General features: G+C 58.4%; 16 protein-coding genes. 9 read left to right on the top strand and 7 right to left on the bottom strand.

What is annotated here, in order from left to right:
• The first annotated feature begins 58 nt into the window (after window positions 1-58).
• Entirely contained in the window at window positions 59-976 is a 918-nt protein-coding gene (locus tag ACA060_RS00490; protein WP_497314794.1) for a LysR family transcriptional regulator, read from the top strand.
• Here ACA060_RS00490 and ACA060_RS00485 read toward each other — a convergent pair.
• Complete coding sequence (locus ACA060_RS00485; RefSeq protein WP_497314792.1) at window positions 949-1,275, bottom strand: ElaB/YgaM/YqjD family protein; 327 nt, start codon at window positions 1,273-1,275, stop codon at window positions 949-951. The two genes, ACA060_RS00490 and ACA060_RS00485, sit on opposite strands and share 28 nt — an antisense overlap.
• 157 nt (window positions 1,276-1,432) lie before the next feature.
• Between ACA060_RS00485 and ACA060_RS00480 the strand changes: the two genes are divergently transcribed.
• Entirely contained in the window at window positions 1,433-1,648 is a 216-nt protein-coding gene (locus ACA060_RS00480) for a dodecin (RefSeq protein ID WP_010465710.1), read from the top strand.
• Window positions 1,649-1,770: 122 nt separating this feature from the next.
• On the top strand, window positions 1,771-1,995 hold the full coding sequence (locus ACA060_RS00475) for a DUF1161 domain-containing protein (RefSeq protein WP_109627137.1): 225 nt from the start codon (window positions 1,771-1,773) through the stop codon (window positions 1,993-1,995).
• A 66-nt stretch (window positions 1,996-2,061) separates the two neighbouring features.
• Here the strand turns inward: ACA060_RS00475 and ACA060_RS00470 are convergent, their stop codons facing one another.
• The gene (locus ACA060_RS00470) at window positions 2,062-3,063 is read right to left on the bottom strand and encodes an LLM class flavin-dependent oxidoreductase (protein ID WP_109627135.1); all 1,002 of its coding nucleotides are present in this window, start codon (window positions 3,061-3,063) and stop codon (window positions 2,062-2,064) included.
• A 241-nt stretch (window positions 3,064-3,304) separates the two neighbouring features.
• Between ACA060_RS00470 and ACA060_RS00465 the strand changes: the two genes are divergently transcribed.
• Entirely contained in the window at window positions 3,305-3,736 is a 432-nt protein-coding gene (locus tag ACA060_RS00465; RefSeq protein ID WP_064675278.1) for an OsmC family protein, read from the top strand.
• A gap of 236 nt (window positions 3,737-3,972) precedes the next feature.
• The gene (locus tag ACA060_RS00460; protein WP_109627134.1) at window positions 3,973-4,206 is read left to right on the top strand and encodes a DUF1161 domain-containing protein; all 234 of its coding nucleotides are present in this window, start codon (window positions 3,973-3,975) and stop codon (window positions 4,204-4,206) included.
• A gap of 6 nt (window positions 4,207-4,212) precedes the next feature.
• On the opposite strand, the gene ACA060_RS00455 is transcribed toward ACA060_RS00460, so the two are convergent.
• Window positions 4,213-4,635 carry a PA0061/PA0062 family lipoprotein gene (locus ACA060_RS00455; RefSeq protein WP_109627132.1) on the bottom strand — a complete coding sequence of 141 codons (423 nt, stop codon included), beginning with the start codon at window positions 4,633-4,635 and terminating at the stop codon, window positions 4,213-4,215.
• A 40-nt stretch (window positions 4,636-4,675) separates the two neighbouring features.
• Window positions 4,676-5,098: a PA0061/PA0062 family lipoprotein gene (locus ACA060_RS00450; RefSeq protein WP_109627130.1), complete on the bottom strand. Its 423-nt coding sequence runs from the start codon at window positions 5,096-5,098 to the stop codon at window positions 4,676-4,678.
• A gap of 60 nt (window positions 5,099-5,158) precedes the next feature.
• Between ACA060_RS00450 and ACA060_RS00445 the strand changes: the two genes are divergently transcribed.
• Window positions 5,159-6,235: an aminopeptidase gene (locus ACA060_RS00445; RefSeq protein ID WP_497314788.1), complete on the top strand. Its 1,077-nt coding sequence runs from the start codon at window positions 5,159-5,161 to the stop codon at window positions 6,233-6,235.
• A gap of 103 nt (window positions 6,236-6,338) precedes the next feature.
• Here the strand turns inward: ACA060_RS00445 and ACA060_RS00440 are convergent, their stop codons facing one another.
• The 3 genes from ACA060_RS00440 to ACA060_RS00430 form a co-directional block, all read right to left on the bottom strand.
• A complete protein-coding gene (locus ACA060_RS00440; RefSeq protein ID WP_497314786.1) occupies window positions 6,339-6,797 on the bottom strand; it encodes an REP-associated tyrosine transposase in 459 nt (152 codons plus the stop codon).
• A 175-nt stretch (window positions 6,798-6,972) separates the two neighbouring features.
• Window positions 6,973-7,623, bottom strand: a complete 651-nt coding sequence (locus tag ACA060_RS00435; RefSeq protein WP_497314784.1) for an HAD family hydrolase — start codon at window positions 7,621-7,623, stop codon at window positions 6,973-6,975.
• Window positions 7,624-7,649: 26 nt separating this feature from the next.
• The gene (locus ACA060_RS00430; RefSeq protein WP_010465689.1) at window positions 7,650-8,195 is read right to left on the bottom strand and encodes a gamma carbonic anhydrase family protein; all 546 of its coding nucleotides are present in this window, start codon (window positions 8,193-8,195) and stop codon (window positions 7,650-7,652) included.
• 89 nt (window positions 8,196-8,284) lie between these two features.
• Between ACA060_RS00430 and prlC the strand changes: the two genes are divergently transcribed.
• From prlC to ACA060_RS00415, 3 genes are all read left to right on the top strand, one after another.
• Window positions 8,285-10,336, top strand: coding sequence for an oligopeptidase A (gene prlC / locus ACA060_RS00425; RefSeq protein ID WP_109635914.1), 2,052 nt, complete (start codon window positions 8,285-8,287; stop codon window positions 10,334-10,336).
• Window positions 10,333-10,620, top strand: a complete 288-nt coding sequence (locus ACA060_RS00420; RefSeq protein ID WP_008152496.1) for a YheV family putative zinc ribbon protein — start codon at window positions 10,333-10,335, stop codon at window positions 10,618-10,620. Before prlC ends, ACA060_RS00420 begins: the two co-directional genes overlap by 4 nt.
• A 112-nt stretch (window positions 10,621-10,732) precedes the next feature.
• Window positions 10,733-12,673 carry a M3 family metallopeptidase gene (locus ACA060_RS00415; RefSeq protein ID WP_497314782.1) on the top strand — a complete coding sequence of 647 codons (1,941 nt, stop codon included), beginning with the start codon at window positions 10,733-10,735 and terminating at the stop codon, window positions 12,671-12,673.
• Window positions 12,674-12,698: the final 25 nt, after the last annotated feature.

The following is a 12,698-nucleotide window of genomic DNA, read 5'->3' as shown; positions in this document are numbered from 1 at the left end:
GCCCCAGCCTGAAAACCGATAAGATCGCCACAACCTGTCAGGAAAACTCACAGATCCCATGAGCCACGACCTTCCCCCGCTGAACGCCCTTCGCGCCTTCGAAGCCACGGCACGGCTGAACAGCGTCAGTCAGGCAGCCGAACAGCTGCACGTCACTCACGGCGCGGTCAGCCGGCAACTCAAGGTGCTTGAAGAACACTTGGGCGTGAGCTTGTTCATCAAGGAGGGGCGCGGCCTGAAACTCACAGATGCCGGCGTTCGTCTGCGTGATGCCAGCGGAGAAGCCTTTGAGCGTCTGCGAACGGTTTGCGCGGAGCTGACCCAAAGCACCGCCGACGCGCCGTTCGTACTGGGTTGCTCGGGCAGCTTGTTGGCGCGTTGGTTTATTCCACGCCTGGGACGATTGAATGCGGACTTGCCGGACCTGCGCCTGCACTTGTCGGCCGGAGAAGGCGATCTCGATCCGCGTCGACCGGGGCTGGATGCCTTGCTGGTGTTTGCCGAGCCGCCATGGCCGGCGGACATGCAGGTCTATGAGCTGGCCAGCGAACGAATCGGCCCGGTGCTGAGCCCACGCTTCGCGGGTTATGAAAGGCTGCAAGGCGCGCCGGCCACAGCGTTATTGAACGAACCCTTGCTGCACACCACCTCGCGCCCACAAGCCTGGCCGAGTTGGGCACAGCAAAGCGGCCTCGACGCCAAGGCGTTGAAGTACGGTCAGGGTTTCGAGCATTTGTATTATTTGCTGGAGGCCGCAGTGGCGGGGCTCGGGGTGGCGATTGCACCGGAGCCGCTGGTAGCCGAGGATTTGAAGGCCGGTCGTCTGGTTGCACCTTGGGGATTCAGTGAAACCCCGGCGCAACTGGCCTTGTGGCTACCCAAGCGCGCCGCAGACGGGCGCGCTCGGCAGTTGGCGCAGTGGCTAAAGGCCGAGCTGCGCCAGACCGATTATTCGCCGCGTTTGAACAGCAGGTAAGCCGCAAGCAGACCCAGTGCGCCCACAGCGACGCCCGCGGTAGTCCAAGGGTGTTCCTGGGCGTAGTCCCGAGTGGCAATCCCGGTTTCGCGGGTTTTGACTTTGACTTCTTCATACGCATCGCTGAGCAGATGGCGCGAATGTTTCAGCGCGTTCTCGGCGTTGCCTTTCAACACTTTGAGTGTTTTACGCGACTCGTCCGAGGCGTCGTCTTTCAGATTTTCCAAAGATTTCAGCAGACTCTCGATCTCGGCTTCCATGCTTTGCAATGAGGCTTTACGTAAAGAGGTGTTGGCCATGGTGGCTCTCCTTCATTGATGATGAGTAGCGTGTGTTGGTTGGGACTTCAGGGGTTCGAGAAAGTGCAGTAAATCTGAACTTCTGCGTTGCATTAGCCGACAGAAGTAATAGGAAAAATCACTGCTAGGCTGTATTTCACACCCTGAGGAGAACGCCATGACTGATCACCACACCTACAAGAAAGTCGAGCTTGTCGGCTCGTCCACCAGCAGCATTGAAGACGCGATCAACAACGCGCTGGCCGAAGCCAATAAAAGCATCAAGCACCTGGAATGGTTTGAAGTGACCGAAACTCGCGGGCACATCAAGGACGGCAAGGCCGCCCACTTTCAGGTGACGCTCAAAGTCGGGTTCCGGATTGCCAGCAGCTGAGTTTGAGCTAGTCTCCTGAACTTGCGCGCCGGCCGAGTGCCATAGGGAAATGGCAAGCGTTACATGAGTGCCTCCGGCTGATGGCTGGATGCTCCCTTTGATCCGACGAGGGAATGCGACAGATGAAGCATTTTATTTTAGCGGTAGGTTTATTAAGCCTTGCGGGAACAGCCTTTGCTGATGGCAAATCGTGCGAAGAGCTGAAAGCCGAAATCGCAGCGAAACTTGATGCCAAGGGCGTTGCCGGCTATTCACTGGAAATCGTCGATAAGGGCACTGAGGCCGGCGGGAAAGTCGTGGGTACCTGTGAAAAGGGCGCCAAGAAAATCATATATAAGCAAGGCTGACGTCCCTTACAAATGAAAAAGCCGACGCAATAGCGTCGGCTTTTTTTGTGTGGCGGCGCCTGTGCCTCAGCCTTTCATGACTTGCGCCAGCAGCTCATAGGAGTGCACGCGATCGGCATGTTCGTACAGGTCGCAGGTGAAAATCAGCTCGTCAGCCTGAGTCTGCTCGATCAGCACCTCAAGCTTGGCGCGGATTTTCTGCGGGCTGCCGACCATCGCCAGACCGAGGAAATCGCCCACGGCTTCTTTCTCATGGGGCAACCACAGGCCATCCATGGTTTTCACCGGTGGACGCTGCACCAGGCTTTGGCCACGCATCAACGCCAGGATGCGTTGATAGACCGATGTCGCCAGGAAATCTGCCTGTTCGTCAGTGTCAGCGGCAACCAGCGGCACGCCGAGCATCACATACGGCTTATCCAGCACCGCCGAAGGCTTGAAGTGATTGCGATAGACGCGAATTGCCTCGTGCATGAAGCGCGGTGCGAAATGCGAGGCGAAGGCGTAGGGCAAACCGCGCTCACCGGCCAGTTGTGCACTGAACAGGCTGGAACCCAGCAACCACACCGGGACGTTGGTGCCGGTGCCGGGCATTGCGATAATCCGCTGATCTGGCGTGCGTGGGCCGAGGTAACGCATCAACTCCGCGACGTCTTCCGGAAACTCGTCGGCGCTACCGGAGCGTTCGCGACGCAAGGCGCGGGCAGTCATTTGATCAGAACCGGGTGCGCGCCCCAGGCCCAGATCAATCCGGCCTGGATACAGGCTTTCGAGGGTGCCGAATTGCTCCGCGATAACTAGCGGCGCGTGGTTGGGCAGCATCACACCGCCGGAACCGACACGAATGGTCGACGTGCCACCCGCCAGGTAGCCGAGTAGTACCGAGGTGGCGGAGCTAGCGATGCCGTCCATGTTGTGGTGTTCGGCGACCCAGAAGCGGTTATAGCCGAATTTCTCGACATGCTGCGCCAGGTCCAGGGAATTACGCAGCGACTGGGCCGCGCTGCCGTTCTCTCGTACGGGCACCAGATCAAGGGTCGAGAACTTGATATCGGACAGTCGTTTCATAAGCCTGCTTCTCCAATGGTGAGCGCAGGTTTTTCTTGCGAACGAAAACCTGCCGAATCTATAAGCGTGTTTCATGCAATGAGGGCATATACCCGAGTTTCAATAGCCAGGCGAAAAAAACCTACGAAAACGGTAGGAATTATGAGATCAGGTGAACTTTGCACCACCGTCTATCCTCAGAACCCTAGCAACCGAAAACCACGAAGGTGCGACATTCGCGCCGGATCTTGAGGAGGCAGACATGGCTATTACGAAGAAAGCATCGGCTCATTGGGAAGGTGATCTGAAAACCGGCATCGGCTCGATCTCCACTGAAACCGGTGTGCTCAGAGAAGCGCCCTACGGCTTCAAGGCGCGTTTCGAAGGCGGCAAAGGCACCAATCCGGAAGAGCTGATCGGCGCGGCCCACGCGGGCTGTTTCTCCATGGCGTTTTCGATGATTCTGGGCGATGCCGGGCTCAAGGCCGACAGCATCGATACCAATGCTGAAGTCACCCTGGATCAAGTCGAAGGTGGTTTTGCGATCACTGCGGTGAAATTGATCCTCAAGGCGAAAATCCCCGGGGCCACTCAAGCGCAGTTCGAAGAACTGAGCAACAAGGCCAAAGAAGGCTGCCCGGTGTCCAAAGTGCTGAATGCGAAGATCAGCCTGGATGCGACCCTGGTCAGCTGATGATCAGGCGCTGAATGTACTGACGCCTTCGCGAGCAGGCTCGCTCCCACTTTTGAAACGCGTACCAAATGTGGGAGCGGCCCTGCTCGCGAAGCGATCTTGTAAGCGACACCCTCCCAACGGCTAAACCTGAGCTTTGTGAGCGATGTCAGAACTCGCTTTGCCAAACTGTGGTCGAATAAATGACAGCAGCTGAAACGCAGCCTCTTGCGCGCTGCCTCAATGGAGCTTCAACCATGAAACGTTTTGCCTTGGCGATTATCTGTTGTGCGCTGGCCACTTCGGCCCTGGCAGCACCGAAATCCTGCGAAGAACTCAAGGCCGAGATCGAGGCCAAGATCCAGGCCAATAACGTCTCGTCCTACACCCTCGAAATCGTCACCAATGACGAAGTTCACGACCAGAACATGGTCGTCGGCAGCTGCGAAAACGGCACCAAGAAAATCATCTACCAGAAAAACGACCGCTGATTCGCCTCACGGGACGCAATTGGCCTCCCGATCTTCAGCGACGATCTCGCGCTTGGCGTTGAACAATCGGGCGCCAGGGGTGAACGCTATCGAACGGCCCTCCAGCACATAGCGCTGGCCGGCTTCGAAATGATCGTAGTTGATGGTCAGGTAGCACAGCCGTTCCACGGGGGCGCTCATCATCCCTATGCCTCCACCACCGGGCACTTCAAAGTCAAACCTGACGACCAGCTCATGGCTGCCGGGGGTGACCTGAAAAAAACGCCCGTCGCGCATTCGCTGCTTGTCCAGTCGCTCCGCCATCAGCAATTTATCGTTGGGGAATGGCGTCGAGAAATCGATCCAAGCCATCTGTGGATTTACCGCCGGTAACGGGCTCTGGCAGCCAGCAACCACACTTGCAGCGAGCAACAGCATCAACCTGCGCATGATGAATGTCCCAAAGGATGGTTATTCAGCATAACGCTGATTAGCTGCGTTGACAGCCCGCGGGTGTGCCTTGGCCGATCACTTTTCGTTGCTGGTCATAGAGCTTTGCCCACGGCCGGAAGCCGATATTTCCCGCTTGCAGCTGATACCGCTGACCGGCGTTGAAGTCGTTGAATTTCACATTCAACTGGCAGTCACGCCAGAGCGGTTCGGCATCGGGCCCGATGTTGGTGGGCGCAACCGGGAATTGGTAGCGAACCGTCAGCTCATGACTGCCCGGATGCACCTCGAAATAACGCTTATCGGTAGAAGCCTTGTCATCGACTTCCAGCGCTTGCAGGGCGGTGTCTTCTTGCTGTGACTCCAGCTCGATCCACGCTTGCGAAGGATCATGGTGAGGTAATCCGAAACCAGCACAGCCGGTCAGCATCAGCAAGCCTCCCGTCAGCATCAATTTGCGCATAGCGGAGCTCCAGTCAGGCGGGATAGTCTTGCGGGCAGACTCTCCAGGGATGATTTTATTTTGATCAGGCCGCTTCCAAGCCTTGGGTTACTTGATCGCGTTTTACGGATTTTGTTTCCGGGTGTGTTGCTTTTATTACTCAGTGGTTGCGCGGGTGTCAGCTATTACAGCCAATTGGCCAGTGGTCAGCTGCAATTGCTGCGGGCCAGGGAGCCAGTGGCCGACGTGCTTGCCGATCCGTCTCGCGACCCGATGCTGCGTGCGCACCTGACCCAGTCGCAAAAGGCCCGGACATTCGCCAGCCAACAGCTGCATCTGCCGGATAACCAGAGCTACCGTCTATACGCCGACATTGGCCGGCCGTTCGTGGTCTGGAACGTTTTTGCCACACCGGAGTTTTCCCTTACACCGCAAAACCATTGTTTCCCCATCGCTGGCTGCGTCGCCTACCGCGGTTATTACAGCCAGAGTGCCGCTCGCGGCGAAGCGGCCTTGCAGCGTTTGCAAGGTATGGACGTGTCCATTGGCGGCGTCGAGGCCTATTCGACGCTCGGCTGGTTCAACGATCCGATTCTCAGTTCAATGATGGGTTGGGGCGACGAGCGGCTGGCGACATTGATCTTCCACGAGCTCGCCCATCAGCGCTTTTATGTGAAGGACGACACCGAGTTCAACGAGTCTTTCGCCACCTTCGTCGAGCAGGAAGGCACCCGGCAATGGCGCGCATCGCGCGGTCTGGCGCCGGAAAACGGGGCCCAGGCGCAGCGGCGCGACCAATTCATTCAGTTGGTTCTGGAGACTCGCACGCGACTTGAAAAGCTCTACGCCCTGCCACTGCCCGCCGACCCGATGCGCCAACGTAAAGCCGCGGAGTTCGAACGCTTGCGAAGTGAATATCGACAACTGCGAGACAGCCGGTGGGCTGGGGACAAACGCTACGACGCGTGGATCAATGCGCCGATGAACAATGCGCGGTTGTTGCCGTTTGGGTTGTACGACCAATGGGTGCCGGCGTTTTCGGCGCTGTTCAGGCAGGTGGGGGGGGATTGGGACAGGTTTTATGTGGCCGTCGAGCAGCTTGGTGCGTTACCGGTCGGGGAACGCAAGGCGGCGCTGAAAGCGCTGGCTGGATCATAAAGGGCCGGTGGCTGAGCGGGCCTCTTCGCGGGCAAGCCTCGCTCCTACAGGGTCTATGTAGCTTTTGTAGGAGCGAGGCTTGCCCGCGAAGGCGTTTTCAACCTCACAACCAGATCGCATCCCACAGCGGATAATCTCCGACCCTCTCGACCAAGCCAGCTCGCAATGGATTGGCGACGATGTAGCGAGCAACCGCCTGTAGATCCTCTTCCTTGCGAATGGCGCGATCGTGATAGCCATGTTGCCAAACCGGACCTTGGCGGCCTGCCGAGCGATTAAGCGTTACGGTGATGCGTGATTTGGTTCGAGCCATCAACTTGGGTAGCTGAATATTCTGTAATTCGATCAGCCAATGGAAATGATCGGGCATGACGACCCAGGCCAGTGACGTTGCGAAACCTTCTTGCTCAGCAGTTCTCAGGGCATCTACTACCAATCGCCCACTCTTGAAGTCACAGAATAACGGTTCTCGGTTCAGAACGACCGAGGTCAGCAAGTAAATCTGTCCGGACTCCGAATATCGTCCAGTGCGCAATCGATGAGCATGTTTTAGCTCTGACATTGATGATCCTCCTTGATCGTGGCCACAGACTTTGAGCCTAGGACGATTAGAAGGGACTTAGGTGCTAACTGTTACTCAGGATATGTCTGGGCGAGCCTCTTCGCGGGCAAGCCTCGCTCCTACGGGATCTAAGTTGCATTTGTAGGAGCGAGGCTTGCCAGCGAAGGCGATTCAACTAACGCTGCAAAAACGCCTGATGCATCTCATCCAGCGTTTCGAAGTGATAGGCCGGCGCTTCTGCGCTCAATTCGTCCCGGCTGCCAAACCCATAACCCACCGCCGCCGCATCAAGCCCATTGCTACGCGCGCCGATCAGGTCGTGTTTGCGGTCGCCGATCATCAGGGTGTTGGCCGGGTCAAGGCCTTCTTCGGCCATCAGGTGGGCAATCAACTCGACCTTATTGGTGCGTGTCCCGTCCAGTTCGCTGCCGTAGATCACCTTGAAGTGCCTGGCGAAGTCGAAGTGCCGGGCGATTTCCCGGGCGAATACCCATGGCTTGGAGGTTGCGATGTACAACTGTCGTCCTTGCCCGCTGAGGGTTTCCAGCAGCGGTGCGACGCCGTCGAACACACGGTTTTCGTAAAGGCCGGTGACCTTGAATCGTTCGCGGTAGAAGTTCACGGCTTCCCAGGCCTTGGGCTCGTCGAAGTCGTAGAACTGCATGAACGCCTGCAACAACGGCGGGCCGATGAAGTGTTCGAGTTTGGTGAGGTCGGGCTCATCGATCCCCAATTTGCTCAGGGCGAACTGGATCGAACGAGTGATGCCCTCGCGCGGGTCGGTCAGGGTGCCATCGAGGTCGAACAGTACGGTTTGGTAATGCATGTTGAATCCTGAATAAGGGCGAAGGCTCAGAGCTGGTCGTAGCCTTCAGCCAGATGCAAATTCTTGAGCTTCACGTAATTCGCCGCGCTGTAGGTGAAAAAGGCATTTTCCTTGTCCGTCAGCGGACGAATTTGTTTCACCGGGCTACCGACATAAAGGAAGCCGCTTTCCAGACGCTTGCCGGGCGGCACCAGGCTGCCGGCGCCGACAATCACATCGTCCTCGATCACTGCACCGTCCATGACGATGCTGCCCATGCCGATCAGAATCCGGTTGCCGACACTGCAGCCATGCAGCATGACCTTATGCGCAATGGTCACGTCGTCCCCGATCAAGCAGGGAAAGCCATCGGGATTGAACGGTCCGGCGTGGGTGATGTGCAGCACGCAGCCATCCTGGACACTGGTGCGCGCACCGATACGGATGCGGTGCATGTCGCCACGAATCACCGTCAGCGGCCAGACGGAGCTGTCTTCGCCGATTTCGACGTCGCCGATCACCACCGCTGAGCCGTCGACAAAGGCGCCTTTGCCCAGTAGCGGCGTGTGGTTCTGATACTTGCGAAGGGTCACGATAGGCTCTCTCTCTTTTGCTGATAGCTGCGGTGAGCGTCGATTGTAATTAAGATGGCCGCATGTTTCTTCCAGCCAAGGTGCCAACCGTGAGCGTGAACAACCCTCTTTTGCAGTCCTACGACCTGCCGCCGTTCTCGGCGATCCGTGCCGAACACGTGCAACCGGCCATTGAACAGATCCTGGCTGACAACCGTGCCGCCATTATCGAGATCCTCGACAGCCAGGGCAAACAACCAACCTGGGCCGGCCTGGTGCTGGCGATGGACGAACTGAACGATCGTCTGGGCGCAGCCTGGAGCCCGGTCAGCCACCTGAATGCCGTGTGCAACAGCGCTGAATTGCGCGAAGCCTACGAGTCCTGCTTGCCGGCCTTGAGCGCCTACTCCACCGAGCTGGGTCAGAACCGCGAATTGTTCGAGGCCTTCGAAGCCTTGGCGAACAGCCCGGAAGCCGCCGGTTTCGACGTCGCGCAGAAAACCATCCTGGAACACGCCCTGCGAGACTTCCGTCTGTCGGGTATTGACCTGCCAGAAGCCGAACAGAAGCGCTACGCCGAAGTGCAGAGCAAATTGTCGGAGCTGGGCAGCCGCTTCTCCAACCAACTGCTCGACGCGACGCAGGCCTGGACCAAACACGTTACTGATGAAGCTGCCCTCGCCGGCCTCACCGATTCAGCCAAGGCGCAAATGGCTGCCGCAGCCCAGGCCAAAGGCCTCGACGGCTTCCTGATCACCCTGGAATTCCCGAGTTATTACGCGGTGATGACCTACGCCCAGGACCGCGCCTTGCGCGAAGAAGTCTACGCCGCCTACTGCACCCGTGCGTCGGACCAAGGCCCGAACGCCGGCCAGAACGATAACGGCCCGGTCATGGAAGAAATCCTCGACCTGCGTCAGGAACTGGCCAAGCTGCTTGGCTTCGCCAGTTTCTCGGAACTGAGCCTGGCCACCAAAATGGCTGAATCCAGCGATCAGGTGCTGGGTTTCCTGCGCGACCTCGCCAAGCGCAGCAAACCGTTCGCCGCTCAGGATCTGGAACAACTCAAGGCTTACGCCGCAGAACAGGGCTGCCCGGACCTACAAAGCTGGGACAGCGGTTTCTACGGTGAAAAACTTCGCGAACAACGTTACAGCGTGGCTCAAGAAGCGCTGCGCGCTTACTTCCCGATCGACAAAGTGCTGGGCGGCCTGTTCGCTATCGTCCAGCGCCTGTACGGCATCGAGATCGCAGAGCTGAAAGGCTTCGACGCCTGGCACCCGGATGTTCGCCTGTTCGAAATCAAGGAAAACGGTCAGCACGTCGGTCGCTTCTTCTTTGACCTCTATGCTCGCGCCAACAAGCGTGGCGGTGCCTGGATGGACGGCGCCCGTGACCGTCGCCGCACCATCAGCGGCGTGCTGCAAAGCCCGGTGGCCAATCTGGTGTGCAATTTCACCCCGGCCGACAGCGGCAAACCCGCCCTGCTGACCCACGATGAAGTCACCACCCTGTTCCACGAATTCGGTCACGGCTTGCATCACCTGCTGACTCGCGTCGAACACGCTGGCGTGTCCGGTATCAACGGCGTGGCCTGGGATGCGGTCGAACTGCCAAGCCAGTTCATGGAAAACTGGTGCTGGGAGCCGGAAGGCCTGGCGCTGATCTCCGGTCACTACGAAACCGGTGAGCCGCTGCCACAAGACCTGCTGGAAAAGATGCTCGCGGCGAAGAACTTCCAGTCCGGCCTGATGATGGTGCGTCAGCTGGAGTTCTCGCTGTTCGACTTCGAATTGCACGCCACCCACGGCGATGGCCGCAGCGTGCTGCAAGTGCTCGAAGGCGTACGCGACGAGGTGTCCGTGATGCGTCCACCGGCCTACAACCGTTTCCCGAACAGCTTCGCCCACATCTTCGCCGGCGGTTACGCGGCGGGTTACTACAGCTACAAGTGGGCTGAAGTGCTGTCGGCCGACGCCTTCTCGAAGTTTGAAGAAGACGGCGTACTCAATGCCGAAACAGGTCGGGCGTTCCGCGAAGCGATCCTGGCGCGCGGCGGTTCTCAGGAACCCATGGTGCTGTTCGTCGACTTCCGTGGCCGTGCGCCATCGATTGACGCACTCTTGCGCCATAGCGGCCTGAGTGAGGACGCAGCAGCATGAGTGAGGGGCCTGTGATCACGAAAAAGCGCTTTATCGCCGGGGCGGTCTGTCCGGCATGCAGCGAGCCGGACAAGTTGATGATGTGGAACGAAGACGAAGTCCCGCATCGCGAATGCGTGGCCTGCGGTTATTCGGACACGCTCAATGAACAAGGCCTGTCGGTGCCCAAGGAATTGGGCACACGGGTCAATACTTCGGCGCTGAAGGTGCCGGACGCCAAGGTTCAGGCCGTGCAGTTCTTCCCGAACCCGAAGCTGAAGAAAAAGCCTGACGAGCAACACTGAGTCAGCACCACCTTCCACCCTTTGACGGGGTGGCAGGTGGTATCTATTTACCGCCCTTCTCCCGCGCTTCCTCCTTAGGCTGAATCCTTCAGTCCTATTCAAGGAAGACGCCATGCCTGATACCAATCCACTGTTACAGCGCTGGAACCTGCCACCCTGGCCGGACATCCGCGCCGAACATCTGGTCCCCGCCATCGACACCGTCATTGCTGACAACCGCCTGGCCATTGCCGGGATTGTCGCGAGCCAATCCGCGATCCCGACCTGGGACGATCTGGTACTGGCCGTTGATGAAACCGATGCGCGCCTCGAAGAGGTCATGGGCATTATCGAAACCCTTTCAACGGTGAAACATGAGGGCAAGACCTGGGACAAGGCGAGCGCCAAGTGCAGCGAGGCCATTGCGCAGTACAAGTCCGAAATGATGAGTAATCAGGCGCTGTTCCGCGCGTTTCAGCGGCTGGCGCAGAGTCCGGCCGCAGTGAATTACGACGAGCCGCGACAGGCCGTCTTGAACAAAATTCTGCGCAGGTTTCGCTTGTCCGGCATCGACTTGCCCATCGAACAACAGCAGACGCTGGCCCGGCTGAATCGCGACATCGGTGTGCTGCGAAGCTTGTTCCTGACCAACCTGGAACGCAGCAGCGCGGCCTGGAGCAAACGCATCGACGACGTCACGCAATTGAACGGTTTGTCCGCGGCGACGCTGGAGCGTCTGGCGCGCAACGCTCAACAGGCGGGGCATGAAGGCTGGCTGATGCGTCTGGACCAAGACACCTTCACTCGCGTCATGGCCTATGCCGAAGACCGCTCCCTGCGCGAAGAATACTTTGTCGCCTACTCCACCCGAGCGTCGGATCAAGGCCCGCACGACGGGCAATTCGATAATGGTCCGGTGCTGGAGCTGCTGTTGTCACTGCGCCACCAGAAAGCCAAATTGCTTGGGTATGAGAACTTCGCGCAACTGAGCCTGGTCACGGAAATGGCGGAGTCCACCGAGCAAGTCACCGGTTTCCTGCGCCAGCAAATCATCCAGGCGACACCGAGCTTCGAGAAGGATGCGCAGGAACTGAAGGCGTTTGCGCTTGAGCGCGGCATGACTGAAGTCCACCCTTGGGACCACGAGTTTCTCGCCGAACAATTACGCCAGCAACGTCTCGGAGGGGCGTTGAAAGACCTGAGAGCGTACTTTCCGCTGGACGGGACATTGCAGCGGCTCTGCCTGTTCAGCGAGCGAATGTTTGGCATCCAGATCGTCGAACAGCAGGTAATCAACCGCTGGCATGACAGCGTGCGCCTGTTTGAAATCAGCGAGCATGGCCTGGTGATCGGGCATATTTACATCGACCCTTTTCATCGGGATGAAGCGCCGGACTATGCCTGGACCGCCACGCGACGTAATCGACGGGTGGATGCCGAAGGTCAATTGACGCTGCCGATCGCTGTGCTTCATGGCAACTTCACGCCCGGCAATGCCGAGCATCCCTGCCTCCTCTCCCATCAGGACCTGCGCGTTTTGTTCCATGAGTTCGGCCATTGCCTGCAGCATGTTCTGACCCGCTCGCCTCACCATCGCCTGTCCGGTATTACCCAACTGGGACGCGATACGGCGGAGTTTTCGGGACAACTGTTCGAACAATGGTGCCTGTCTCGGGAGTTCCTGCTGTGGCTGGCCGCTCATTACCAGACCGGCGAGCGCCTGACCGAAGCCCGCGTCGACGCAGCGCTGGCAGCCATTCACGCCCAGACCAGTCGGCAAACCGCAGAGTTGCTAATGGCCGCATTGTTCGACTTCGAATTGCACCGCAGCCAAGGTGACAGCCGTAGCGTTGAGCAAATTTTCGACGATGTGCAGCGCGAAATTCCTCATCTGCAACTGCCGCCCCACAGTCGATTCGCCAACAGCTTCGATTACATGGTGACCGGATACGCGGCGTCGGTTTACGCCTATAAATGGTCGGGTGTACTGGCGACCGAAGCGTTCAAACGGTTTCAACAGGACTGGGTGTTCAACCCTCGAACCGGCAGGGCCTTTCGCGAAGCCTTTTTTTAACCGGGTGATTCGCGCTCACTGCTGG

It is taken from the genome of Pseudomonas sp. LBUM1671 (assembly GCF_059695685.1).
This window is presented reverse-complemented; position numbering and strand designations above follow the sequence as displayed.